21 protein-coding genes are annotated in these 24,731 nt (G+C 71.7%); 9 read left to right on the top strand and 12 right to left on the bottom strand.

Translation table 11 applies throughout. From position 1 onward, the window contains the following. Positions 1-61 precede the first annotated feature (61 nt). From ACZ53N_RS26465 to galU, 5 genes are all read right to left on the bottom strand, one after another. Complete coding sequence (locus ACZ53N_RS26465; protein WP_469143338.1) at positions 62-739, bottom strand: GNAT family N-acetyltransferase; 678 nt, start codon at positions 737-739, stop codon at positions 62-64. After that, the gene (locus tag ACZ53N_RS26460) at positions 736-1,248 is read right to left on the bottom strand and encodes a MogA/MoaB family molybdenum cofactor biosynthesis protein (protein ID WP_469143296.1); all 513 of its coding nucleotides are present in this window, start codon (positions 1,246-1,248) and stop codon (positions 736-738) included. Before ACZ53N_RS26460 ends, ACZ53N_RS26465 begins: the two co-directional genes overlap by 4 nt. After that, positions 1,245-1,772 carry a cyclic pyranopterin monophosphate synthase MoaC gene (gene moaC / locus ACZ53N_RS26455; protein ID WP_469143295.1) on the bottom strand — a complete coding sequence of 176 codons (528 nt, stop codon included), beginning with the start codon at positions 1,770-1,772 and terminating at the stop codon, positions 1,245-1,247. Before moaC ends, ACZ53N_RS26460 begins: the two co-directional genes overlap by 4 nt. 106 nt (positions 1,773-1,878) lie before the next feature. Next, positions 1,879-3,189, bottom strand: a complete 1,311-nt coding sequence (gene glp, locus ACZ53N_RS26450; RefSeq protein ID WP_469143294.1) for a molybdotransferase-like divisome protein Glp — start codon at positions 3,187-3,189, stop codon at positions 1,879-1,881. A gap of 3 nt (positions 3,190-3,192) precedes the next feature. Further along, positions 3,193-4,095, bottom strand: coding sequence for a UTP--glucose-1-phosphate uridylyltransferase GalU (gene galU / locus ACZ53N_RS26445; RefSeq protein WP_469143293.1), 903 nt, complete (start codon positions 4,093-4,095; stop codon positions 3,193-3,195). 93 nt (positions 4,096-4,188) lie between these two features. On the opposite strand from galU, the gene ACZ53N_RS26440 reads away from it, so the two are divergent. Next, on the top strand, positions 4,189-4,779 hold the full coding sequence (locus ACZ53N_RS26440) for a 5-formyltetrahydrofolate cyclo-ligase (RefSeq protein WP_469143292.1): 591 nt from the start codon (positions 4,189-4,191) through the stop codon (positions 4,777-4,779). A gap of 162 nt (positions 4,780-4,941) precedes the next feature. On the opposite strand, the gene ACZ53N_RS26435 is transcribed toward ACZ53N_RS26440, so the two are convergent. Next, positions 4,942-7,854 (bottom strand): penicillin acylase family protein, encoded by a 2,913-nt coding sequence (locus ACZ53N_RS26435; protein WP_469143291.1) that lies wholly within the window; start codon positions 7,852-7,854, stop codon positions 4,942-4,944. Positions 7,855-8,155: 301 nt separating this feature from the next. Between ACZ53N_RS26435 and ACZ53N_RS26430 the strand changes: the two genes are divergently transcribed. The 5 genes from ACZ53N_RS26430 (at position 8,156) to mscL (ending at position 13,691) form a co-directional block, all read left to right on the top strand. After that, the gene (locus ACZ53N_RS26430; RefSeq protein WP_469143290.1) at positions 8,156-9,625 is read left to right on the top strand and encodes a potassium/proton antiporter; all 1,470 of its coding nucleotides are present in this window, start codon (positions 8,156-8,158) and stop codon (positions 9,623-9,625) included. 311 nt (positions 9,626-9,936) lie between these two features. Beyond that, the gene (locus tag ACZ53N_RS26425; RefSeq protein WP_469143289.1) at positions 9,937-11,214 is read left to right on the top strand and encodes an MFS transporter; all 1,278 of its coding nucleotides are present in this window, start codon (positions 9,937-9,939) and stop codon (positions 11,212-11,214) included. A 66-nt stretch (positions 11,215-11,280) separates the two neighbouring features. Further along, the gene (locus tag ACZ53N_RS26420) at positions 11,281-11,622 is read left to right on the top strand and encodes an FmdB family zinc ribbon protein (RefSeq protein WP_469143288.1); all 342 of its coding nucleotides are present in this window, start codon (positions 11,281-11,283) and stop codon (positions 11,620-11,622) included. Between the two features lie 218 nt (positions 11,623-11,840). Next, positions 11,841-12,692, top strand: coding sequence for an S-methyl-5'-thioadenosine phosphorylase (locus ACZ53N_RS26415; RefSeq protein WP_469143287.1), 852 nt, complete (start codon positions 11,841-11,843; stop codon positions 12,690-12,692). 519 nt (positions 12,693-13,211) lie between these two features. Continuing rightward, positions 13,212-13,691, top strand: coding sequence for a large conductance mechanosensitive channel protein MscL (gene mscL / locus ACZ53N_RS26410; RefSeq protein ID WP_469143286.1), 480 nt, complete (start codon positions 13,212-13,214; stop codon positions 13,689-13,691). A gap of 23 nt (positions 13,692-13,714) precedes the next feature. Here the strand turns inward: mscL and ACZ53N_RS26405 are convergent, their stop codons facing one another. After that, positions 13,715-13,897 carry a hypothetical protein gene (locus tag ACZ53N_RS26405; protein ID WP_130879109.1) on the bottom strand — a complete coding sequence of 61 codons (183 nt, stop codon included), beginning with the start codon at positions 13,895-13,897 and terminating at the stop codon, positions 13,715-13,717. A gap of 266 nt (positions 13,898-14,163) precedes the next feature. Here ACZ53N_RS26405 and ACZ53N_RS26400 point away from each other — a divergent pair, with 266 nt between their 5' ends. Both ACZ53N_RS26400 and ACZ53N_RS26395 read left to right on the top strand, forming a co-directional pair. Next, positions 14,164-15,393: a low temperature requirement protein A gene (locus tag ACZ53N_RS26400; protein ID WP_469143285.1), complete on the top strand. Its 1,230-nt coding sequence runs from the start codon at positions 14,164-14,166 to the stop codon at positions 15,391-15,393. A 39-nt stretch (positions 15,394-15,432) separates the two neighbouring features. Further along, entirely contained in the window at positions 15,433-16,617 is a 1,185-nt protein-coding gene (locus ACZ53N_RS26395) for a P1 family peptidase (RefSeq protein WP_469143284.1), read from the top strand. 25 nt (positions 16,618-16,642) lie between these two features. On the opposite strand, the gene ACZ53N_RS26390 is transcribed toward ACZ53N_RS26395, so the two are convergent. The 4 genes from ACZ53N_RS26390 to ACZ53N_RS26375 form a co-directional block, all read right to left on the bottom strand. Next, positions 16,643-18,673, bottom strand: coding sequence for a PTS fructose transporter subunit IIABC (locus ACZ53N_RS26390; protein ID WP_469143283.1), 2,031 nt, complete (start codon positions 18,671-18,673; stop codon positions 16,643-16,645). Between the two features lie 170 nt (positions 18,674-18,843). Continuing rightward, positions 18,844-19,791, bottom strand: coding sequence for a 1-phosphofructokinase (gene pfkB / locus ACZ53N_RS26385; RefSeq protein WP_469143282.1), 948 nt, complete (start codon positions 19,789-19,791; stop codon positions 18,844-18,846). Then, complete coding sequence (locus ACZ53N_RS26380; RefSeq protein ID WP_469143281.1) at positions 19,788-20,549, bottom strand: DeoR/GlpR family DNA-binding transcription regulator; 762 nt, start codon at positions 20,547-20,549, stop codon at positions 19,788-19,790. The genes pfkB and ACZ53N_RS26380 overlap by 4 nt, the downstream gene beginning before the upstream one ends. Before the next feature lie 167 nt (positions 20,550-20,716). Further along, complete coding sequence (locus ACZ53N_RS26375; RefSeq protein WP_469143280.1) at positions 20,717-22,255, bottom strand: MFS transporter; 1,539 nt, start codon at positions 22,253-22,255, stop codon at positions 20,717-20,719. Positions 22,256-22,356: 101 nt separating this feature from the next. Here ACZ53N_RS26375 and ACZ53N_RS26370 point away from each other — a divergent pair, with 101 nt between their 5' ends. Beyond that, complete coding sequence (locus tag ACZ53N_RS26370; RefSeq protein ID WP_469143279.1) at positions 22,357-23,331, top strand: helix-turn-helix transcriptional regulator; 975 nt, start codon at positions 22,357-22,359, stop codon at positions 23,329-23,331. 263 nt (positions 23,332-23,594) lie between these two features. Here the strand turns inward: ACZ53N_RS26370 and ACZ53N_RS26365 are convergent, their stop codons facing one another. After that, a complete protein-coding gene (locus tag ACZ53N_RS26365) occupies positions 23,595-24,608 on the bottom strand; it encodes a sigma-70 family RNA polymerase sigma factor (protein ID WP_184733994.1) in 1,014 nt (337 codons plus the stop codon). Between the last annotated feature and the right edge of the window lie 123 nt (positions 24,609-24,731).

Below are 24,731 nucleotides of genomic sequence, written 5' to 3'. Positions count from 1 at the left end.
TGATTGTTGGGCCCGAAGAACGTCGAATACCGTCAATTGACAGTCAAATTCGAACGTTCATTCAATTACTGGGGAGCTGCCGACTCCCGGAGCCGCCCGTGCCGCCCGTGCCGCGCGAGTCGCCGTGCTCGGCCGGCCGGACCCGGTGCCAGCGGGCCAGCAGTCCCTCCCCGGGCTCCTCGGCGGTCAGGACATAGACGAGATGGTCGCGCCAGGCGCCGTCGATGTGCAGATAGCGCGGGCGCAGTCCCTCCTCGCGGAATCCGAGTTTCTCCACGACCCGGCGGCTGGGCAGGTTCTCCGGCCGGATGCACACCTCGACCCGGTGCAGCCCGACCGTACGGAAGCAGTGGTCGACGGCCAGGGCCACGGCCGTGGGCATGACGCCCCGGCCCGCGACGGCCCGGTCCACCCAGTAGCCGACGTGGGCCGAGCACATCGAGCCCCAGGTGATGCCGGCGACGGTCAGCTGCCCGGCCAGCTGCCCCCGGTATTCGATGACGAACGGCAGCATCCGCCCCGCCTGGGCCTCCGACCGCAGATGGCGGACCATCTGCCGGTAGGTGGGGCGCCGGGCGACCGTCCCGCCGGGCGGTGGCGGCGGGATGGTCGCCTCCCAGGGGCGCAGCCAGTCGCGGTTGCGTGCGTTGACCTCCCGCCAGGCCCGCTGGTCACGCAGCTTTATGGGGCGCAGGACGACATCGCCGTCCGCCAGCCGGGCGGGCCACCCGGCGCTCAGCTGGGGCCCCCGGCCGGTCTCGGGTGGTCGCCGCCGTGGAGCTGGTCGACGGCGTGGACCAGCAGCCGCTCCAGTACGGCGAGCCCGTCGCGGACCCCGCCCGTCGAACCGGGCAGGTTCACGATCAGGGTGTGGCCCGCCACCCCGGCGAGGCCCCGGGAGAGGGCGGCCGTGGGGACCTTCTCGCGGCCCTCGGCCCGGATGGCCTCGGGGATGCCGGGGATCTCGTAGTCGAGGACGCGGCGGGTGGCGTCGGGGGTGCGGTCGGTGGGCGAGATGCCCGTGCCGCCGGTGGTCAGGACGACGTCGTACGAGCCGGCCACCGCGTCCCGCAGGGCGGCCTCGACGGGGTCACCGTCGGGCACCACGCGCGGGCCGTCGACGGTGAAGCCCATCCGGGCCAGGCCCTCGGCGAGCAGCGGGCCGCCCTTGTCCTCGTACACCCCGGCGGCGGCGCGGTTGGAGGCGGTGACGACGAGCGCGCGGCGCGCTCCGAGGATCCCGCTCATGCCGTCGTCTCCCCCGCCGGGGCCCGCAGGTAGGTGCCGGACTTCCCGCCGGTCTTCTCCTCGACGCGGACGTCCGTGATGACGGCGTCCTTGTCGACGGCCTTGATCATGTCGACGACGGTCAGGGCGGCGACGGTGACGGCGGTCAGCGCCTCCATCTCCACGCCCGTGCGGTCGGTGGTCTTCACGGTGGCGAGGATCTCGACCGCGTCGTCGGCGACCGACAGGTCGACCTTCACCCCGGAGACCGCGAGCGGGTGGCACAGCGGGATCAGATCGGGGGTGCGCTTGGCGCCCATGATGCCCGCGATGCGTGCGGTGGCGAGGGCGTCGCCCTTGGGAACGCCCTCGCCGCGCAGGAGTTCCACAACGCGCGGGGAGACCCGCACCCGGCCGCTCGCCCGGGCGGTGCGGGTGGTGACGGCCTTCTCCGAGACGTCGACCATGCGGGCCGCCCCCGCGTCGTCGAGATGGGTGAGGCTCTGGGGGATGGCGGGGGGCAAAGGGTCCTGGGCGCTGCTCATCGTTCTCCCGGTCCGGTCCTTGTGGGCAGACACCGTACCGGGCGGAACGGGCGGCCGGTCGGGAAGGACCACGTCAGGGGCCACGCGTGGGCTGACCTCGGCCGGGTCAGCCGAGGAGTATGACGTCCACCTCGGCCCCCGCCTCGACCGATGTGGTCTCCTCGGGGACGACGATCAGGGCGTTGGCCTCCGCGAGGGCCTTGACGAGGTGGGACCCCGGGCCGCCGACGGTGGTGACCTTCCCGTCCGCGTAGCGCGCCCGCAGGAACTGACGGCGGCCCTCGGGCGAGGAGGCGATCGCCTCGGCGCACACCGCGCGGACCTGCTCGCGGTCGTGCGGCTCCAGTCCCATCAGGGCGCGGATGGCGGGACGGACGAAGAGTTCGAAGGAGACGTAGGCGCTGACCGGATTGCCGGGCAGGGCGAGCAGCGGGGTGCGGTCGGGGCCGACGCGGCCGAAGCCCTGGGGCTTGCCGGGCTGCATGGCCAGCTTCCGGAAGTCGACGCTCCCCTCATCGCCCGCGAGCTCCGAGAGGGTCTCCTTGACCACGTCGTACGCGCCGACGCTGACACCGCCGCTGGTGACGACGGCGTCGGCGCGCACGAGCTGGTCCTCCAGGGTGGAGCGCAGCGTCTCGGCGTCGTCGGCGACCGCGCCGACGCGGTAGGCGATGGCCCCGGCGTCGCGGGCGCAGGCGGTGAGCACGTAGCTGTTGGAGTCGTGGATCAGGCCGGGGCCGAGGCTCTCGCCGGGGGCGACCAGCTCACTGCCGGTCGACATGACCACGACGCGCGGGCGGGGGCGGACCCGGACCGTGGCGCGGCCGATCGCCGCGAGCAGGCCGATCTGGGGCGGGCCGAGGACCGTGCCGCTCCGCAGGGCAAGGGCGCCCGCGGTGACGTCACTGCCGGCCGCGCGGACATGGGCGCGGGCGGTGGCGGGTCGGTGGATCCGGACCTCTCCCGAGGCGCCGTCCGGGGCGGCGCTGCGGGCGGCCATGCCGGCGGCGGGGCCGCCGCCCGTGCCCCCGTCGGTCCACTCGACGGGCACGACGGCCTCGGCGCCGGGCGGCAGCGGCGCGCCGGTCATGATGCGGGCGGCCTCGCCGGGGCCGACGGTGGGCAGCTCGCCGCTGCCCGCGGCGACGTCGCCGATGACGGTGAGCACCGCCGGGAACTCCTCGCTCGCACCCTCGACGTCCGTCGTGCGGACCGCGTAGCCGTCCATCGAGCTGTTGTCGAAGCCCGGCAGGTCGGCGGGGACGGTGACGTCCTCGACGAGCACACAGCCCTGGGCGTCCAGGAGTTGCAGCTCGATCGGCTCCAAGGGGCGGATCTTCCCGAGGATGTCGTCGAGGTGCTCGTCCACCGACCAGAAGCGGTCCGGTGCGGCGGCCTTGTCGGCGGTGCTGCTCAAGGGCTACATCTCCTCGGTGACATACCTTCGAAGCCAGGCTCGGAAGTCCGGTCCCAGATCTTCACGTTCGCACGCCAGTCTGACAATGGCACGCAGATAGTCACCACGGTCCCCGGTGTCATAACGGCGGCCCTTGAAGACCACGCCGTGCACCGGACCACCGAGACCGGGCGCTGCGGCGAGCGACTGGAGGGCGTCGGTGAGCTGGATCTCGCCACCGCGGCCGGGCTGGGTCTCGCGCAGCACGTCGAAGACGGCGGGGTCGAGGACGTAGCGGCCGATGACGGCGTAGTTGCTGGGGGCGTCGGCGGGGTCGGGCTTCTCGATCAGCCCGGTGACCTCGACGACGTCCTCGGTGTCGGTGGGCTTGACGTCCGCGCAGCCGTAGAGGTGGATCTGGGAGTGGTCGACCTCCATGAGGGCGATGACGCTGCCGCCGTGCTTGCGCTGGATGTCGACCATGCGCGAGAGCAGCGGGTCGCGGGCGTCGATGAGGTCGTCGCCGAGCAGCACGGCGAAGGGCTCGTCGCCCACGTGGGGCGCGGCGCACAGGACCGCGTGGCCGAGACCGCGCGGGTCGCCCTGGCGGACGTAGTGCATGGTGGCCAGGTCGCTGGACTCCTGGACGCGGGCGAGCCGGGACTCGTCGCCCTTGCGGCGCAGGGCCTCCTCCAGCTCGTAGTTCCGGTCGAAGTGGTCCTCCAGGGGGCGCTTGTTCCGCCCGGTGATCATGAGGACGTCCGACAGCCCGGCGTGCACCGCTTCTTCGACCACGTACTGGATCGCCGGCTTGTCGACGACCGGCAGCATCTCCTTGGGAGTGGCCTTGGTCGCCGGGAGAAAGCGGGTCCCGAGTCCGGCGGCAGGGATGACAGCCTTGCTGATCCGAGGACGCGATTGAGTCATACAGGGAACCCTAGCCGCTGGGATTGTCGGGAAGATGAGGCTCCACCGAGAGGCTCCGCCGATAGGACCCGAGTCGAGGAGTACGCGGAAACAGTGATCAAGTACGACGGTAATAAGGGTGAGTTGCGACAGGCCCTCCTGGCGGTGAGAGCGGGGTTGACCTCGGATGACGTAAAGGTGGCCGAGGACGCGCTCGGGCGCCGGGCGCTGGAGCTGCCGGAGCTCACGCGGGCGCGGACGGTGGCGGCCTATGTCTCGGTGGGGCGCGAACCCGGCACGCGCGCGTTGCTCGAGGCGCTGCGCGCCCGGGGCGTGCGCGTACTGCTGCCGGTGCTGCTTCCGGACAACGATCTGGACTGGGGTCTCTACCGGGGTGCCGGCCATCTGGTGCGGGCGTCGCGGGGGCTGCTGGAGCCCGACGGCGAGCGGCTCGGCCCGGACGCCGTGACCGGGGCGGACACCGTGCTGCTGCCGGGCCTGGCCGTGGACGGCCGCGGGATGCGGCTCGGCCGGGGCGGCGGCTCGTACGACCGGGTGCTGGCCCGGCTGGAGCGGGCGGGCGCCACGCCCGCGCGGGTGGTGCTCCTCTACGACGACGAGGTGGTCACGCGGGTCCCGGAGGAACCGCACGACCACCCCGTGCACGCGGTGGTCACCCCTGGCGGGGTGCGTAGGTTCGGCTAGCGGTTTGTCCTGCCGACGGCGGGTCGTCCTGCCGCCTGCGGCGGCGGGCGCCCGCTTGAGGACACAGCACAGCAAGCCCGTCCGGCGCTTGAGGACACCGCCGCGCAGCGGTGGTGCGGAGGCCACGGCGCCCGCCGTGCCCACCCGCCCAACCGCCGGAGGCTACGGCTTGAGCGTCAGCGTGTCGTCCGTGGCTTCCTTCACGGCCGCCGCGCTGTACGCCCAGGGAAGCAGCTCGCCCTTGGCCCACTTGTCGGTCTGGTCGTAGTAGTGGGCGTTGTAGGCGTGCCCGGAGGCGCCGGTGAGGTTGATCCAACGGGACTTGTCGAGGTCCCCGAGGTTGACGACCATCCGCATCGACGGGACCCAGATCACGTCGTAGCCGCCCGCCGCGTTCCAGCCGGCCGCGTTGACCGCGGCCTCGCCGCCGGCCAGGTTCCAGGGACCCCGGTTGAGCATCCAGCGGACGATGCCGGGGCCCTCCTTGCCGAGGGTCTGGTTCTTCAGCGTCAGCTGGTGCAGCCGGCCCCAGCTCCAGGAATTGACGTCCTTGCCGAGCTTGGAGGTCAGCTCCCAGCGGGCGTCCTTCATGGCGCGCTGGAGCAGCTCGTCACGGTTGCCGGCGCCGCGGTTGGCGCGGGTGCCGCTGGTCTTCCACCAGTCGTCGTTCGGCTTGTCCAGGATGCTGCGGACGACCTCGAACCAGCGGTCGCCGCCGTCGGGCTGCGCGTTGTCCGGGTCGCGCTCGCCGCACTCCTGGACGAGCCGGGAGTTGCCGTCGAGGTCCTCCTTCGGCCCGGAGTCGTTGGCCGGGCGGACCCGCAGGCACTGACCCTTGACGCGCAGCTCCTTGGGGAGCTTGTTGCCGAAGGCGAGCTTGAGGGTGTTGCGCCACACCGCGTTGAAGTACGCGGCGGCGGCGGAGTCGGCCTCCTGGGTGTAGTCCCAGTCCTTCAGGAGGTTCTGCGCCTCGCGGACGTACTTCGTCTCGCGTTCGTTGGAGCCCTTGACGTCGATCTTGAGCAGGTAGGGCGTCAGCAGCTTGGCGATCTCGCTGGTGTTGTCCAGCTGCATCTTCTGCATGTCATCCGTCGAGATCTTCCCGCCGTCCTTGATCTTCGACTGGATGAGGTCGTTGATCCGCTGGCTGCGGGCGCCGTAGCCCCAGTCGCCGGTGAGCGGGTAGGGGTACTTCTTGTCGACGACCGCCTGGTTGGCGGTGACGATGTAGCCGCGCTTGGGGTTGAAGTCCCAGGGCAGCTCGCCCTGCGGGATCCAGCCGGTCCACCGGTAGGCGGGGTCCCAGCCGGGCGCGGGGTAGCGGCCGTCGGGCACGACGGCCTTGGCGTCGGCGTTCGCACCGGTGCTTCCGTCCGCGTTCGTCCCCGCGTTGCCGCCGGTGTTCGCACCGGCGCTGCCGTCCGCGTTCGCGCCGGTGGCCGGGTCGGGCTTGCCGTCGCCCTTGGCGGCGGCCTTGCCGCGGACCGGGATCCGGCCCGGGGCCTGGTAGCCGATGTTGCCCTTGGTGTCGGCGTAGATCAGGTTCTGCGAGGGGACCTCGAAGTCGGCGGCGGCCTTGCGGAAGGACTTCCAGTCCGTGGCCGCGTTGATCCCGAAGACGGCGTCCATGGTCTTGCCGGCGTCGAGGGCCGTCCAGCGCAGCGCGATCGCGTAGCCGTCGGCGCGGTCGGGCGCGGGGTCCTTGACCGGTGCGCTCTCACCTACCTTGACCAGCTCGTCGTTGCGGTCGGAGACGATCGGGCCGTTGTTGGTGGAGCGGACGGTGAAGTCCCGGGACGTGCCGCCCGCGACCTTGATGGTCTCCTTGCGGGTGGTGAAGGGGACCTGCTTGCCGTCGTAGAGGTAGCTGTTGGCGGTGACCTTCTCCAGGTAGAGGTCGGAGACGTCCGCGCCGAGGTTGGTCATGCCCCAGGCGATGTCCTGGTTGTGGCCGATGACGACGCCCGGCAGGCCGGAGAAGGTGTAGCCGGCCACGTCGAACGGGCACGAGGGGCCGACCTTGTTGCAGTGCAGGCCCATCTGGTACCAGAGCGAGGGCATCTGCGGCGCGAGGTGCGGGTCGTTGGCGAGCAGCGGCTTGCCGGTGGTCGTGTACTGGCCGGAGACCACCCACGAGTTCGAGCCGATGCCGTTGCCGCTCGGGCCCAGCAGCGCCGGGATCTTGTCGAGGGTGTTGGACAGCGAGGTCAGCCCGGTGCGCAAGCCCCCGGCGGCGGCACCCGAGCCGACGGGCGTCCGGCCCGTGCCGTTCTGCGGGGCGGCCGGGGTGCCCTTGGGGTCGAACTGCTTGGTGGCGGGGTCGACGGCGCCGCCCTCGACGATCGGCTTGTTCCGGTTGTACGGATAGGCCGGGTACAGCTGTTCGATCTGTTTCGGGCTCAGCCGCGTCGCGGCGAGCGAGCGGTCGATCTCGTCCTCCATGTTGCCGCGGAGGTCCCAGGCCATGGCCTTGAGCCAGGCCACCGAGTCGACCGGGGTCCACTTCTCGGGCCGGTAGTCGTTCTCGAACTCCAGGGCCGCGTACTCGACGGACAGCGACTTGCCCTTGCGGTCCTTGAGGTAGGCGTTGACACCGTCGGAGTACGCCTGGAGGTATTTCTTGGCGGTCGCCGAGAGCTTGGTGTCGTACTCCTCCTGCGCGACCTTCCGCCAGCCCATGGTCCGCAGGAAGGCGTCGGTCTCCACCTGCCCGGAGCCGAACATCTCGGAGAGACGGCCCGCGGTCAGATGCCGGCGGACGTCCATCTCCCAGAACCGGTCCTGCGCCTGCACGAAGCCCTGGGCGCGGAAGAGGTCCTCGGCGTTGTCCGCGTAGACCTGCGGGATACCGTTTCCGTCGCGCTGGACCTTCACGTCCGCGGACAGGCCCTTCAGCTGCAGGGTGCCGTTCGTCTCCGGGAAGGAGGCGCGGACGGTACTGACGCTCCAGTACGCGCCGAAGCCGACGCCCGCCACGATCAGCAGCACGAGAGTGATCACGAGCAGCCGGGCGCGTCGGCCTTTCTTCTTACCGGACTTCTTCTTGCCGGAAGGGCCGGTCTTGTTGGCGGGCATCGCTGTCCTTAGAGGGGCAGGGTGGTCCTGGGGTGCTGGAGCAACCATAGGCGCAGGGCACCGGGCGACCGGACGCGGTGTCACCACCAGCCCCCTGAAACGGCCGCGGGCCCCTCGCCGCACCGCCGCCGAAGGGTCATGGCACGGTCACCGCCGTCACGAGCTCGCGTCAAGAACCCGTAAAAGATTAGATTAGGAAATGAAGTTCTGATCGGACGGCAGAACGTTCCGGTCGATAGTGCATGAAAGACCTCGTGAAGGGACCTGGCCCCTGACTGTCCACCACCTCAACGAACTCCTGTTGATCTGCTCGCTCGTCCTGCTCATCGCGGTGGCGGCAGTCCGGATCTCCTCCCGCAGCGGGCTTCCCAGCCTGCTCATCTACCTCGGCATAGGCGTCGCGATAGGCCAGGACGGCATCGGCGTCTCCTTCAACGATGTCGGCCTGACCCAGATCATCGGCTACGCCGCACTCGTGGTGATCCTCGCCGAGGGCGGTCTCGGCACGAAGTGGCACGAGATCAAACCGGCGCTGCCCGCCGCGGCGGCGCTCTCCACCGTGGGCGTGGCGCTGAGCGTCGGCGTCACCGCGGCCGCCGCGCACTACCTGGCGGGCGTCGAGTGGCGGCAGGCCCTGATCATCGGCGCGGTGGTCTCCTCCACGGACGCCGCGGCGGTCTTCTCCGTCCTGCGAAACGTTCCGCTCCCCTCCCGGCTCACGGGTGTCCTGGAGGCCGAGTCCGGCTTCAACGACGCCCCGGTCGTCATCCTCGTCGTCGCCTTCTCGACCGCCGGCCCGGTCGAGCACTGGTACCTGCTCATCGGCGAGATCGCCCTGGAACTCGCGATCGGCGCCGCCATCGGCATCGCGGTGGGCATGCTCGGCTCGTACGGTCTGCGGCACGTGGCCCTGCCCGCCTCCGGCCTCTACCCGATCGCCGTCATGGCCATCGCGACCGTCGCCTACGCGGGCGGCGCGCTCGCGCACGGCTCCGGCTTCCTCGCCGTCTATCTCGCGGCCCTGGTCCTCGGCAACGCCAAGCTGCCGCACTGGCCCGCCACCCGCGGCTTCGCCGAGGGGCTCGGCTGGATAGCGCAGATCGGCATGTTCGTCCTGCTCGGCCTGCTGGTCACCCCGCACGAGCTGGGCGACGACATCCTGCCCGCGCTCGTCGTCGGACTGGTGCTGACGATGGTGGCGCGGCCGGTGTCGGTCTTCCTCAGCACCGCGCCCTTCCGGATGACCTGGCAGGAGAAGACCCTGCTGTCCTGGGCCGGGCTGCGCGGCGCCGTGCCCATCGTGCTGGCCACCATCCCCATGGTGGCCGCGGTCCCCGACAGCCGCCGGATCTTCAACATCGTCTTCGTGCTGGTGATCGTCTACACCCTGGTCCAGGGCCCGACGCTGCCCTGGCTGGCCCGGCATCTGAAGCTCCGCGAGACCGAGCCGGAGGACCTGGGCATCGAGTCCGCGCCTCTGGAGCGGCTGCGCGGCCATCTGCTGTCCGTCGCGATCCCCGACGGCTCGAAGATGCACGGCGTGGAGGTCGGCGAGCTGCGGCTGCCCCCCGGAGCCGCCGTCACGCTGGTCGTACGGGACGGCTCCAGCTTCGTCCCGGCGCCCACGACCGTGCTGCAGCACGGCGACGAGCTTCTCGTGGTGGCCACCGACCCGGTGCGCGACGCCGCGGAGAAGCGGCTGCGGGCGGTCTCCGAGGGCGGAAAGCTTGCGGGATGGCTGGGTGCTACAGGTACGATAAAGGGGAAGTAGTGCATTCAATTGACTCGGTCTGCTCAGTGTTGCCTACGGGATCATCTGCGCGGACGCCTGAGTGAGCGGCTGGATCACGCCTTGTTCCCCGGGCTGATCCACCGCTTTCGCACTGCTTCGGCACCATCACTCCCAACCGAACCAACTCTGCCTGATGCAGGGCTGGCGCGACCGCACGGCGGCCGCGGTCGCGCGTCACAAGGCGGCCGGCACGGCATCTACCACGGTCCTGCGCGAGAGGACAGCTCTCGGCGCGCTCCGTGCGGCGACCCCGTCTGGAGTGCGCTACCAGGCGGCGGAAAGGCCCGGCCGTGGCATCCACGGTCAACGACGTCACCGAGGCACGCCCCGGATACGGCCAGCTGTTGCGCACCCCCGGCGCCTGGACGTTCCTGCTGCCCGGCTTCCTGGCCCGGCAGCCGTTCGCGATGCTGACCATCGGCATCCTGCTGCTGGTCGAGCACACCACGGACTCGTACGGCATCGCGGGCGCCGTCTCGGCGACCGCGGGCGTCTCCATGGCGCTCTTCGCGCCGCAGAGCGGCAAGCTCGCGGACCGCTTCGGGCAGGGCAGGGTGCTGGTTCCCGGCGTCGTCGTGCACGCCGCCGCGATCTCGCTGCTGATCACGCTGGCGCTGGCGGACGCACCGCTGTGGGCGCTCTTCGCCGCGGCCGTGCCCGCCGGTGCCTCGACCCCGCAGATCGGCCCCATGGTGCGGGCCCGCTGGGCCGCGAAGCTGGACGGCTCGCCGCTGATGTCCACGGCGGCGGCCTTCGAGTCGGTCACCGACGAGTTCACCTTCGTGATCGGCCCGGTGCTGGCCACCGCGCTGTGCACCGGCGTCCACCCGGCGGCCGGTCTGGTCACCGAGGCCGTGCTCACCCTCGTCGGCGGCCTGCTCTTCGCCGCCCAGCGGCGCACGCAGCCGGAGCCGAGCCGCTCCGCCGCCGGTCCGGTGGTGAAGAGCGCGTCGGCGCTGTCCGTTCCGGGCGTCCGCGTCCTCGCGATCTCCTTCCTCGGCATCGGTTCCGTCTTCGGCGGCATGCAGGTGTCGATGACGGCCTTCACCAAGGAGATCGGCGACCCGGGCCTGAACGGTCTGCTGTACGGCACGTTCGCGGCCGGAAACATGATCGCGGGCCTCGTCTGCGGTGCCATCGCCTGGAAGGTCACGCCCCAGCGCCGACTGCTGGTCGCCTACCCGCTGCTGGTCCTGGCCACCACCCCGCTGTGGGCGGCGCACGCGCTGCCCGTGCTGGGCGGCGTCGGCCTGCTCGTCGGCCTCTGCATCGCCCCGGCGCTGATCACCGGCTACACGCTGGTCGAGTCGCTGGTGCCGCCGACCGCCCGTACGGAGGCGTTCACCTGGCTGACCGGCGCGGTAGGCCTCGGCCAGGCGGCCGGTGCCAGCATCGGCGGCAAGCTGATCGACGGACACTCCGCGAGCACCGGGTTCCTGGTGCCGCTGGCCGGTACCGCACTGGCCCTGGCGGTCCTGCTCACGCTGCGCAAGGCGCTCACCCCGAAGGGCGAGTCGCGGATCGCAGCACGTGGGGTGGGTCACCGCGAGCCTGTTTCGGTGGACTGACGCGCCGGAATACTGCACTATGGATCGTCGTTAGCACTCATCGAGTGAGAGTGCCAGGAGGAGCAAGTGCCGACGTACCAGTACCAGTGCACCGAGTGCGGCGAGGGCCTCGAGGCGGTGCAGAAATTCACCGACGACGCCCTGACCGTGTGCCCGAGCTGCGACGGACGCCTGAAGAAGGTGTTCTCCGCCGTCGGCATCGTCTTCAAGGGCTCCGGCTTCTACCGGAACGACAGCCGTGGCGCGTCGTCCAGCAGCAGCCCGGCGAAGTCCACGACCGCCAAGAGCGGCTCTGACTCGTCCTCGTCGGCGAGCTCGTCCGCGGCCTCCGGGTCGGGCTCGAGCAGCACCTCCACGAGCACCGCGTCGGCTCCGGCCTCGTCGAGCAGCAGCTCTTCGGCCGCCTGACGCGCTTCCCGCACCTGTCTTCGCGCTATTTCGCGTAGCGCTTCGCGCGAGTTTCGCGCACGACGAAGCCCGTCGCCTCGCACCGAGGCGGCGGGCTTCGTCGCGTGCGGGCGGCTCGGACGGGTCACGGCGGGGCACACGGCTGGCTCACGGCGGGTATGGACGCGCGCGGCGAACGGACCCTGGGGTCGACGCGGGCGCGCCGCTAGGCTGATCTCATGATCGACACGAGCGCGACACGGGCGGACATAGGCGTGATCGGCGGGTCGGGGTTCTACTCCTTCCTCGACGACGTGACCGAGGTCACGGTGGAGACGCCGTACGGGAATCCGAGCGACTCCCTCTTCGTCGGCGAGCTGGCCGGGCGGACGGTCGCCTTTCTTCCCCGGCACGGTCGTGACCACCGCCTGCCGCCGAACCGCATCAACTACCGGGCCAATCTGTGGGCCCTGCGCTCGCTCGGCGTACGGCAGGTGCTGGCCCCCTGCGCGGTGGGCGGACTGCGGCCGGAGTACGGGCCGGGGACCCTGCTCGTACCGGACCAGCTGGTGGACCGCACGAAGGCACGCGCGCAGACCTTCTTCGACGGGGAGCCGCTGCCCGACGGGTCGGTCCCCAACGTGGTGCACACGACCTTCGCCGACCCCTACTGCCCCACGGGGCGCGCGGTCGCGGTCGCGGTGGCACGCGGGCACGGCTGGGACCCGGTGGTGGACGGCGGGACGATGGTCGTCGTCGAGGGACCGCGCTTCTCGACCCGGGCGGAGTCCCGCTGGCACGCCGCGCAGGGCTGGTCGGTGGTCGGCATGACCGGGCACCCGGAAGCGGTGCTCGCCCGCGAGCTGGAGCTCTGCTACACCTCGATGGCGCTGGTCACGGACCTGGACGCGGGGGCCGAGACGGGCGACGGCGTGTCGCACGCCGAGGTGATGCGGGTCTTCGCCGAGAACGTGGGGCGGCTGCGCGAGGTGATCTTCGCGGCGGTCTGCGCCCTGCCGGAGACGGATGAACGGACCTGCCTGTGCACCCGGGTGCACGAGGGCTGGGACCTGGGGATCGCGCTGCCGTAGGTGGCTGATTTGGGGCGGTGGGACTCGTGAGGGTGACGAGGTTGTCCACAACCGGGCGGTAGTCCACAGGGCCCAGCGGAATCGAGCGGTTGCCGGGATCGTGGGGAGCGTCCGGTTGGCGCTCCTCACGGCAGGCGGTGGTCGCTCGTGTCCCCTTTTGGCCCGCTCTCTTCGTCTTCGTCGCCCTCCTCGCCCTCACCCCTCTCCTTCTCTCCGCCGTCATCGGTTTCGGGTGCGTACGCCTACACACCGCCACCGAGGCGCGGGGTGCCGCATTTCGCGCCGGTGCGGGTGGGCCCGGGGCGGTCGTCCCGGACGGGCCGGGCCGGGCGGCGCGGAAGGCGGCTGCTGGGCGCCGGGGCCGTGATGGCCGCCGGGGCGGTGATCCTGTGCGCCCCCGCGCTGACGCAGCTCCGGTTCGCCTGATCGAGCCTGCGGATTGGACAGGACTGCCAGACTTTCTCGTAGGTTATGGAACCAACCATTCCGCCACAGGTGCGTACAGAGAGAGGCTTTTCGGTGAGCGAGAAGAAGACAGGGGTCCTTGGAGGATTCAAGGCATTCCTGATGCGGGGCAACGTGGTAGACCTCGCGGTCGCCGTTGTCATCGGCGCGGCGTTCACCAACATCGTGAACTCGGTGGTCAAGGGTGTCATCAACCCGATCGTCGGCGCCTTCGGCACCAAGGACCTCACCAGCTACGCCTCGTGCCTCAAGGGCCCCTGCGCCATGAACAAGGCGGGCGAGGTGACCAGCGGCGTCTTCATCCAGTGGGGCTCGGTGCTCAGCGCCGCGCTGACGTTCCTGATCACCGCCGCGGTCGTCTACTTCCTGATGCTGCTGCCGATGAAGCGCTGGCAGGACCGCCAGGCCGCCAAGGCACCGGTGGACGCCACCCCGGCCCAGGTGACGGAGATCGAACTGCTCCAGCAGATCCGGGACGCGCTCGTCGAGCAGCGCCGCGGCCCGGCCTCGGAGTCCGTGCCGATCCAGCGATAACGGCGGGGCCGGGCGGGCGGGCGTCAGATGTGGTGCGGCGGCTTCTCGTCCAGGAACCGGGCCAGGTCACCCGCGCTGTCGCCGCCGCTCGGCCGGTCGCCCCAGCCGCGGTCGGTGTCGTCCGAGGACTGCTGCGACAGCGGGTCGTCGAAGATCAGGGCGGCGGGGTTGCGCGGCTTGGGAGTGGGCTCGGGGGCGGTACTCATGCTCCCAGGGTACGGTCGCCCCCGCCCTGCGGGCTGATTTCAGCCCGTCCGGCGATTGAGGACGCGCCCGCAGGGAGCCAGCCGCCGCAGGCGGCACGGACGGCCGGACGGCACGCGACACGGACAACACCGGACCGGAACGGCCGCCGCGCGGCGGACCCCGGCAGCGGCGACAATCGCCGCATGAGCCATGTGACACCGCCCACACCCGTTCAGCGAGCCGCCGCAAGCGGGAGCCACGGACCGGCACGCGGCGACCGTCGGCGATGAGCGGGCGCCCGCACGCGCGGCACACCTCGCTGATACGTCGGATGACCGCGCGCGGTCGCGAGGAGGAGCACCGCGCCGCGACCCCGCTGGAGCTGTTCTTCGACCTGTGCTTCGTGGCGGCGGTGGCGCAGGCGGGCAGACAGCTGGTGCACGCGCTCGCCGAGGGGCACCCGGGCACGGGCATTCCTGGCTACCTGATGGCGTTTTTTGCGATTTGGTGGGCTTGGGTGAATTTCACCTGGTTCTCTTCCGCGTATGACACGGACGACGTTCCGTACCGACTGGTGACGCTGGTCCAGATGGCCGGGGTGCTGATCCTGGCGGCGGGCATCCCCCGGGCCCTCGACGGCAACGACTTCACGGTGGTCTGGTTCGGCTACCTGGTGATGCGGTTGGCGCTGGTCACCCAGTGGCTGCGGGCCGCGAACTCGACGCGCGGCGAGGAGCGGCGCACGGCGCTGAAGTACGCGGTGGGGGTGAGTCTGTGCCAGGTCGGCTGGCTGGGCCTGCTGTTCCTTCCCGACGACGGCAAGCCGTGGCTCTTCCTGGGGATGGCCGTCGCCGAGATGTCGGTGCCGGCGATCGCCGAGCGCCGGCATACGACGGGCTGGCACCCGCACCACATCGCGGAGCGGTACGGCCTGTTCACGATCATCGTGCTGGGCGAGACCGTCCTCGCGGCCACGGTGGCCGTCCAGTCGGCCCTGGACGACGACGAGGCGCTGGACACCCTGCTGCCGATCGCGGGCGGCGGCCTGCTGATCATTTTCGCCGCCTACTGGATCTATTTCGCCGTGCCCATCCATCTCCATCTGGTCTCCAACCGGCAGGCGTTCGCCTGGGGTTACGGGCACTATCTGGTCTTCGGTTCGGCGGCGGCGATCGGGGCGGGCATCGAGGTGGCGATCGAGGAGACCATCGGCAAGGCGCACATCTCGGCGTTCGCGGCGGCCGCCGCGGTCACGCTGCCCACGGCGTTGTTCATGTTCTCGGTGTGGCTGATCCATTCCCGGCACCACAAACGGGGCCTGGCCCAGCAGTTGGTGCTGCCCGCCTCGGCCGTGCTCGTGCTGGCCTGCACGTTCGCGGGCCGGACGGCGGTGCTGTTCACCGGACTGGTGGCGGCCCTGACGGTCGCGATGGGGGTCACGCTGATGGTACGGACGGCGGAACCGGCGGAGGGACGGACGGCGGAGGCGAACGAGCGTACGCGGGAAGCAGGGTGAGGACCTGACGGGAAATCAGCGCGTGATACGCATGGCCCCATGACTGACGACCGGACCGCGCAGACCGCCGGCAGCACCGACGCCCTCTTCTTCCCCTCCCCCGCCGCCGGCCCACGCCCCGGCCCCTTGGACGCCCTGACCGATGTGGCCGGACTGCGGGTCGGACACGCGCAGCGCACCGAAGGCGGGGCGCTGACCGGGACCACCGTGGTGCTCACCGAGGAGGGCGGCGCGGTCGCGGCCGTGGACGTACGGGGCGGCGGCCCCGGGACGCGGGAGACCGACGCGCTCGACCCGCGCAACCTCGTCCAGCGCGTCGAAGCGGTCGTGCTCACCGGCGGCAGCGCCTTCGGACTGGACGCCGCCTCCGGCGTGGTGGGCTGGCTGGAGGACGCGGGCCGTGGCTTCCGCGTCGGCCCGGACCCCGCCCAGGTGGTGCCCGTCGTGCCCGCGGCGGCCCTGTTCGACCTGGGCCGCGGCGGTGACTGGCGCGCCCGCCCCGACGCGGCGCTCGGCCGACGGGCCGCCGAGGCGGCGGCCCGCACGGAGACGGGGGCGCCCGTCGCGCAGGGCAACGTCGGCGCGGGCACGGGTGCGGTGGTCGGCGGTCTCAAGGGCGGCGTCGGCACGGCGAGCGTGGTGCTGCCGTCGGGTGTGACGGTCGCGGCCCTCGCGGCGGTCAACGCGGTGGGTTCGGCGGTCGATCCGCAGACGGGGGTGCTGTACGGGCGGCTCTTCGAGGGCCGGGTCGAGTACCCCGCCGCCGATCGCCACGCCGCCGCCCAGCAGGCCCTGGACGCCGCCCGGCGGGAGTCGGCGAAGCGCTCGGCCGCGTCCGTGCGACCACCGCTCAACACCACGATCGCCGTCGTCGCCACGGACGCCGTCCTGACCCGCGCCCAGGCCCAGAAGCTGGCGGGCACGTCCCACGACGGCCTCGCCCGCGCTGTTCGGCCCGTGCACCTGCTGACCGACGGTGACACGGTCTTCACGCTGGCCACGGGTGAGCGGCCCATGATCGGCGGGAGCGCACCGGGACAGCTCGATGTTCGCGAACTCAGTGATCTCGGACGCGATGTTCTCGAACTCGGCGTTCTCAACGAGATCCTGGCCGCGGGCGCGGACGTCCTCACCCGGGCCGTGGTGAAGGCCGTGCTCGCGGCGGAGGGGGTGGACGGCCCGGGCGGCGTCTTCCCCTCCTACCGCGAGGTGTACGGCGACTGATCGGGCCCGGACAGGGCCCGTCAGGTCAGACGGCCACGGCGACCGGGGCCCCGTCCTCGCCCGGCACGGCGGCCTGCGGCGGGGCGGGCTTGCGAAGGCCCTTGAGCAGGAGCACCACGGCGGCGCTGACCGCCGTGCCCACCGCGACAGCCAGCAGATAGAGCAACGGCGAGCCGATCAGCGGCACCACGAAGACACCGCCGTGCGGGGCGCGCAGCGTGCAACCGAAGGCCATGGACAGGGCGCCGGTGACCGCGCCGCCCGCCATCGCCGAAGGGATCACGCGCAGTGGGTCCGCCGCCGCGAAGGGGATCGCGCCCTCGGTGATGAAGGACGCCCCGAGCACCCAGGCCGCCTTGCCGTTCTCCCGCTCGGAGGCGGTGAAGAGCCGCCCGCGCACGGTCGTGGCCAGCGCCATCGCCAGCGGCGGGACCATACCGGCCGCCATGACCGCCGCCATCACCTTCAGGCTGCCCTCGTTGGGGTCGGCGAGCCCGCCGACGGCGAAGGCGTACGCGACCTTGTTGAGCGGCCCGCCGAGGTCGGCGGCCATGAGCAGACCGAGGAGGGCGCCCAGGATGACGGCGTTGGTCCCGGACAGCCCGCCCAGCCAGTCGGTCAGCGCCTTCTGCAGCGCGGCGACGGGCTTGCCGACCACCAGGAACATCAGGAAGCCCACCACCGCCGAGGACAGCAGCGGAATCACCACGACCGGCATGATGCCGCGCAGCACCGCCGGTATGTTCAGCCGCTGTACGGCCATGACGACCGTGCCCGCGAGGAGACCGGCGATCAGGCCGCCGAGGAAGCCCGCGTCGACCGTCAGCGCGATCGAGCCGCCGACGAACCCGGGTACGAGACCGGGCCGGTCGGCCATCCCGTACGCGATGAACCCGGCCAGGACCGGCACGAGGAACGCGAACGCGACGCCGCCGGTCTGGAACAGCAGCGCAGCCCAGCTCGCGGACTCGGTCCACGCGAAGTGGTCGGCCACGGAGGGCGCCTTGTTGATCCCGTACCCGCCGATGGCGAAGGCGAGCGCGATCAGCAGCCCGCCCGCCGCGACGAAGGGGACCATGTAACTGACCCCGGTCATCAACCACGCGCGCAGTCGGGTCGCGAAGCCGTCCCCGGCGTCGGCTCCCGCGTCCATGGGGGCGGTGGGAGCCGCCCGTTCGCCGCGCATGGCCTTCGCCCGCACCTCGGCGATCAGCTCGCCGGGCCGGTTGATCCCGGCCTTGACCCCGACATCCACGGTCGGCAGTCCCGCGAAGCGGTCCTTGTCCCGTACCTCGACGTCGTGCGCGAAGATCACCCCGTCCGCCGCGGCGACGACCGCGGGGTCCAGCTTCACGAACCCGGCGGACCCCTGCGTCTCGACCACCACCTCCACCCCGGCGGCCCGCCCGGCCGACTCCAGGGCCTCGGCGGCCATATAGGTGTGCGCGATGCCGGTGGGACAGGAGGTCACGGCGACGATACGGAAGGGGTGGGCGTCGGCTTTCGGCGCCTCGGCGGCCGCACGCGCGGGCACGTCACCGGCCTCCGGCGCCGCCTCGGCTTCGCCATCCACCGACGGCTCCGGCTCCGACTCCGGCTCCGGCTCCGACTCCGGCTCGTCACCACGGATCAAGGCAGCCGCCGCACCCGGTGTCCCCGTCGCGCGCAGCGCGGACGTGAACTCCGGGTCCATCAAGTGGCGGGCCAGTGCGGACAGGATCGACAGGTGGTCGGCGTCGCCGCCCGCAGGGGCCGCGATGAGGAAGATCAGGTCCGCCGGGCCGTCCGGGGCACCGAAGTCGATGCCCGCGGCCGAGCGGCCGAAGGCGAGAGTCGGTTCGGTGACATGTGCGCTGCGGCAGTGGGGTATGCCGATGCCCCCGTCGAGACCGGTGGGCATCTGGGCCTCGCGCGCGGCGACATCGGCGAGGAAGCCGTCGAGGTCGGTGACGCGGCCCAGCTCCCGCATGCGTTCGGCGAGCGATCTCGCCGCCGCTTCCTTGGTCTCGGCGGACAGGTCGAGATCGACCAGGTCAGCCGTGATCAGCTCACTCATCGCGGGCTCCTTTGCTCGCGGTAGCGCCCTGCGGGCGATGTGGGGGGGAAGTCAGGGGACGACGGCGGGTGAGACCTCCCACGTCGGTACCGGGAGGCCCCTCGGCGTTAATCGGCGGCGGCGCCGGAGCGTTCGGTAGCCGCCCGCACCGCAGGCCACCGCACCGCAGATCACCGCACCGGCTCCGTCAGGGCGCGGGCGGAGGGGACCTCGGAGGTCACCGTCACCGACGACGGGTCGAGGTCCGCCGGTGTCGGCATGGCGCTGCCCGGCAGCTGTACCGCCGCCGCGCCGTGGGCGAGGGCGGCGGCGAGCGCCTCGGGGCCCGTGCCGCCCGCGGTGAGGAAGCCGGCCAGTGACGCGTCGCCCGCGCCGACGTTGCTGCGCACGGACCGGACGCGCGCGGTGCCGAAGTACGTACCGGAGTCGTCGACCAGCAGTTGGCCGTCCGCGCCGAGGCTGGCCAGGACCGCCCGCGCGCCCAGGCCGCGCAGTTCGCCCGCCGCCTCGGCCGCGTCGCCGACCGTGGCGAGCGGGCGGCCGACGGCCAGCGACAGTTCCTCCGCGTTGGGCTTGACGACGTCCGGGCGCATCCGCAGCGCGGCGGTCAGGGACGGGCCGGAGGTGTCGAGGGCGATGCGGGCACCGGCCTCGTGGGCGCGGGCCACCAGGCGCCCGTACCACTCGGGGGCGAGCCCGCGCGGGAGGCTGCCGCAGCAGGCGATCCAGTCGGCACCCGCCGACCGGTCCCGGACGGCCGCCAGCAGCGACTCCGCCTCCGCACGGCCCAGTTCGGGCCCGGCCGCGTTGATCTTCGTGAGGGTGCCGTCCGGTTCGGCGACCGCCATGTTGACCCGGGTCGAGCCCCGCACGGGCACGCCCGCCACGTCGATGCCGAGGTCGCCGAGCAGCCGTGCCAGCAGGGCGCCCTCCGGCCCGCCGAGCGGCAGAACCGCCACCGTGCGGTGCCCGGCGGCGGCCACCGCGCGCGAGACGTTGACGCCCTTGCCGCCGGGGTCGACGCGGTCGGCGGCGGCGCGCAGCACCGCGCCGCGCTCCAGCCGGGGGATCTCGTACGTACGGTCCAGGCTCGGGTTGGGGGTGACGGTGAGGATCACGCGCGTACCGTCCGGGTGCCGGCGCGCTCGATGGCGAGGGCGTCCTCGGGGGCGAGGCCGGTGTCGGTGATCAGCACGTCCACGTCGGCGAGGTCCCCGAAGCGCGCGAAGTGCCGTCGGCCGAACTTGCCGGAGTCGGCGAGGAGCACCACCCGCCGCGCGGCCCCGACGGTCGCCCGCTTGACGGCGGCTTCGGCCAGGTCCGGGGTGGTGAGTCCGTCATCGACGGAGAAGCCGTTGGTCGCGAGGAAGACGACATCGGCGCTGATCTCGGCGTACGCGCGCAGCGCCCACGCGTCGACGGCCGCACGGGTGCGATGCCGCACCCGTCCGCCGACGAGGTGGAGGGAGATGCCCGGGTGGTCGGCGAGGCGGGCGGCGACGGGGAGGGCGTGGGTGACGACGGTGAGTTCGCACTCCAGCGGGAGGAGGCCCGCGAACCGCGCGGCCGTCGTACCGGCGTCGATGATCACGCTGCCGCCGGCGGGCAGTTCGGCGAGCGCGGCCCGGGCGATGGCGTCCTTCTCGTCCGCCGCCGTGCTCTCGCGCTCGGCGAGGTCCGGCTCGAAGTCGAGCCGTCCGACGGGAATCGCGCCGCCGTGCACCCGGCGCAGCAGCCCGGCCCGGTCCAGGGCCTTGAGGTCACGCCGGACGGTCTCGGAGGTGACCTGGAACTCCTCGGCGAGCGACAGCACGTCCACCCGGCCGCTCTCGCGGGCGAGGCGAAGGATCTCCTGCTGGCGCTCCGGTGCGTACATGTGGTTTTACGTCCGTTCCCTGCCCGAGTCTGTGGTTTCGCCGTCAGATTACGACCACGGTTCCGGAAAGTAAACAGACTCGGGCATCAAGCAGACGCAAACGGGCCCGGTCGGATCACCGACCGGGCCCGTGCCCTCCCCGGGGTCCCGGAGCGTGCTCGAGGGCGTTACCGCTTGAGCAGTTCCTTCTCGGCCTCCTGGGCCGGGACGGCGACATGGGGCACCACCGTCTCTTCGACGGCGCCCTCGGGCTCCCCCTCGGCCGCCTCGTGGTGCTTCGACCGCTTCGGTAGCAGGAACATCAGCGCGAAGACCGCGAGCAGGCCGCCCGCGACCCACCACATGGCGTGCGTGAACGCTCCCCCGAAGATGTCCGACGGCGTCTCGCGGCGCGGGTCGGCGTCGTCCACGACACCGAAGAACGCCACGGAGACCAGGCCCAGACCGATGGCGTTGCCGAGCTGCTGGGTCGTGTTGATCAGGCCGGAGGCCGAACCCGCGTGCGCGCGGGGCACCTCGGACAGCACGGCGTCCGTGATCGGGGCGACGATCAGGCCCATGCCCAGGCCCATCACGGCCAGCGGCAGCGCCATCTGCCAGGAGTGGATGTCCGCGCCGTAGCGGTCGGCCTCCCAGATGTAGGTCAGCACGCCCGCCGCCATCACCAGCGCACCCGCCTGCAGCACCTTGCGCCCGAACTTCGGCACCAGCTTCTGCACGGACAGCCCCGCCGCCACGGAGATCGCCAGCGAGAACGGAATGCCCGTCAGGCCCGACCGCAGCGCCGACCAGCCCAGGCCGAGCTGCATGTACAGCGTCCAGACCAGGAAGAAGATGCCGGACGCGACACCGAAGGTGAGCTGCACGCCGATGCCCGCCGCGAAGCTCTTGACCTTGAACAGCGACAGCTCGACGAGCGGCGAGCCGTCCTTGCGCGTCTTGTGCCGCTCGTACGCGATGAACGCCGCGAGCATCGGCACCGACCCGGCCATGGAGACGAAGCCCCACAGCGGCCAGTCGTGCTCCCGGCCCTGGGTCAGCGGGTAGAGCAGCATCAGCAGCGCGACGCTGGCCAGGGCCACGCCGACGAGGTCCAGGCGCAGCGCCTTGGGGGCCTTGGACTCCGTGATGAAGTGACGGCCCAGGAGCAGTCCGGCGATGCCGACGGGCACGTTGATCAGGAAGATCGGCCGCCACTCCAGGCCGAAGAGGTTCCACTGGGTCAGCAGCGCGCCGAGCAGCGGGCCGGAGACCGCGCCGAGGCCCATGATCGCGCCGAACATCCCGAAGACCTTGCCGCGCTCGTGGGCGGGGAAGGTCACGTGCACGATGGACAGCACCTGAGGCACCATCAGCGCGCCCATGGCGCCCTGGAGCACCCGCGAGGCCACCAGGATCTGCGGGTCGGCCGCGACACCGCAGAGCATCGAGGCGAGGGTGAACCCGCCCATGCCCAACAGGAAGACCTTCTTGCGGCCGTAGATGTCACCGAGCCGGCCGCCCGTGATCAGGCCTATGGCGAACGCGAGCGCGTATCCCTCACTGAGCCACTGCAAGGCGCTGAAGGAGGCGTCGATGTCGCGCTTGATGCTGGGCATCGCGATATTGACGATGGTGACGTCGACCAGGTCCATGAAGGACGCGGTCATCACCACCGCGAGTGCCAGCCAGCGGCGGCGGTCGACGGGCGGCGAATCGGTGGTCATTGCTGTACGGCCTTTCCTGGCACTTCTCTTCCGGGGACGTCGAGGACGCTAACTTCCATGTAGGACATCTTGTGTCCCACATCCCTGCGAAGCTGAGTGTCATGAGCGACACACCGGCACGGTTGCTGAATCTCCTCTCCTTGCTCCAGACGCCCCGCGAATGGCCGGGCAGCGAGCTCGCCGAGCGGCTCGGGGTCAGCTCACGGACGATCCGCCGGGACATCGAGCGGCTGCGGGACCTCGGATATCCGGTACAGGCGTCGATGGGCGCGGAGGGCGGCTACCGGCTGGCCGCCGGGGCCGCCATGCCGCCCCTCGTCCTGGACGACGAGGAGGCCGTCGCCATCGCCGTGGGCCTGCGGGCCGGTGCCGGCCATGCCGTGGACGGCATCGAGGAGGCGTCCGTACGGGCCCTCGCCAAGCTGGAGCAGGTCCTGCCGTCCCGGCTGCGGCACCGCGTCGCCGCCCTCCAGGCCGCGACGGTGCCGCTCGTGGGCGGTGACGGTGCGAGCGTCGACCCGCGCACGCTGACGGTGATGGCCTCGGCCGCCACCGGGCACGAGCGGCTGCGCTTCGCCTACCGCAAGGGCGACGGGACCGGGACCCGGCGGCTGGTGGAGCCGCACCAGCTGGTCAGCACCGGGCGCCGCTGGTACCTCGTCGCGTACGACATCGACCGTGACGACTGGCGGACCTTCCGCGTCGACCGGGTCAGCGAGCCGCTCGCCACCGGGGCGCGTTTCACACCGCGCGAGCTGCCGGCGGCGAACGCCGCCGAGTTCATGAGCCGGTCCCTCTCCCGCCTCCAGCCGACCTACCGGGTGGTGGCGACGCTGCACGCGCCCGCCGCGTTCGTCGCGGCCCGGTTGCAGTCGTCCCTCGGCACGCCGGTGCCGATCGACGAGAACACCTGCCGACTGGACGCCACGGTCGCGGACACGCTGGAGTGGGTGGCCTTCCGGCTCGCTCTGATCGACTGCGAGTTCGAGGCACACGAGCCGCCCGAGCTGGTGGACCATCTGCGTGACCTGGGCGCCCGCATCAGCCGCGCGGCGGCGGGTGCGACAGGGCCATGACCCGTGCGCCCCGGCGGGGCACCCCGCCCGGCTTCGCGAACCCGCCGTCGGACCCGCCGTCATGCCCGTAGACCGTAGAACGGCGGACACGGCCGCGCACACCGCCGTACGGGCGCTGTGGCGCGGGGCCCCGAAAAGACACAGGCCGCAAGGGAGGGGACGAGGCCGGATGGGCAGGGACGAGAAAGACAAGGGAAGGGCCCCGACGCAGGGGGGGTAGCGCCGGGGCCCGGTCTATGGGGTTATGCCCAGGATATGCCCTTTTAGGCCGCCGCGTCGAAACCAGTGTCGTGAGCCATCTTCTTCAGCTCCAGCAGCGCGTGCTTCTCGATCTGCCGGATCCGCTCACGGGTGAGGCCGTGCTGCTTGCCGACCTCGGTCAGCGTGCGCTCCCGCCCGTCCTCGATGCCGTAGCGCGCCTTGATGATCGACGCGGTGCGGTGGTCGAGACGGCTGATGAGATCCTCCAGCTCCTCGCTGCGCAGCAGCGTGAGCACCGACTGCTCCGGGGACACGGCGGAGGTGTCCTCCAGCAGGTCACCGAACTGGGTCTCGCCCTCGTCGTCCACGTGCATGTTGAGGCTGACGGGGTCGCGGGCCCAGTCCAGCACGTCACCGACGCGCTCGGGCGTGGAGCCCAGCTCGGCGGCGATCTCCGCGTGCTCGGGGTCCCGGCCGTTCTCCCGGTTGAACTCGCGCTGCACCCGGCGGATGCGGCCCAGCTCCTCGACCAGGTGGACGGGCAGCCGGATCGTCCGGGACTGGTCGGCGATGGACCGCGTGATGGCCTGGCGGATCCACCACGTGGCGTACGTGGAGAACTTGAACCCCTTGGCGTAGTCGAACTTCTCCACCGCGCGCACCAGGCCGGCGTTGCCTTCCTGGATCAGATCCAGGAGCGGCAACCCGCTGCGCGGGTAGCGACGGGCGACGGCCACGACGAGGCGCAGGTTCGACTTGATGAAGACGTCCTTGGCGCGGGCACCCTCGGCGGCTATCGCCTCGAGCTCCTCGCGGGACGCGGACGCGGCCGCGGAATCGCCGTCGGGGCTCTCCACGAGGCCGTCGAGGAGCTGCTGGGCGTAGACGCCCGCCTCGATGGTCTGGGACAGCTCCACTTCCTTGGCGGCGTCGAGCAGGGGTGTACGCGCGATCTCGTCGAGGTACATGCCGACCAGGTCGCGGTCGGCGATCTCCCCGCCTACGGCGCGAACACTGCTTGCCCTGTCAGGCCCCTTGTCGGCGGTCTGACGGCGGGCGACGGCACGGGTTGCCATGCGTGCTCCCTTGCGATGAGTCGGTCGCGGGACGGTGGGACCCCCGGAGAGCGCCCCGGAAAACCGGGGAGGGCCCGGGAGACCCGAGAGATACAGCCTCTTCTCGGGTGCCCCATCCGATGG

Source organism: Streptomyces sp. NPDC033229 (assembly GCF_055576875.1).
The sequence above is the reverse complement of the archived record's forward strand: the minus strand, read 5'-3'. Positions and strand labels throughout refer to the sequence as shown.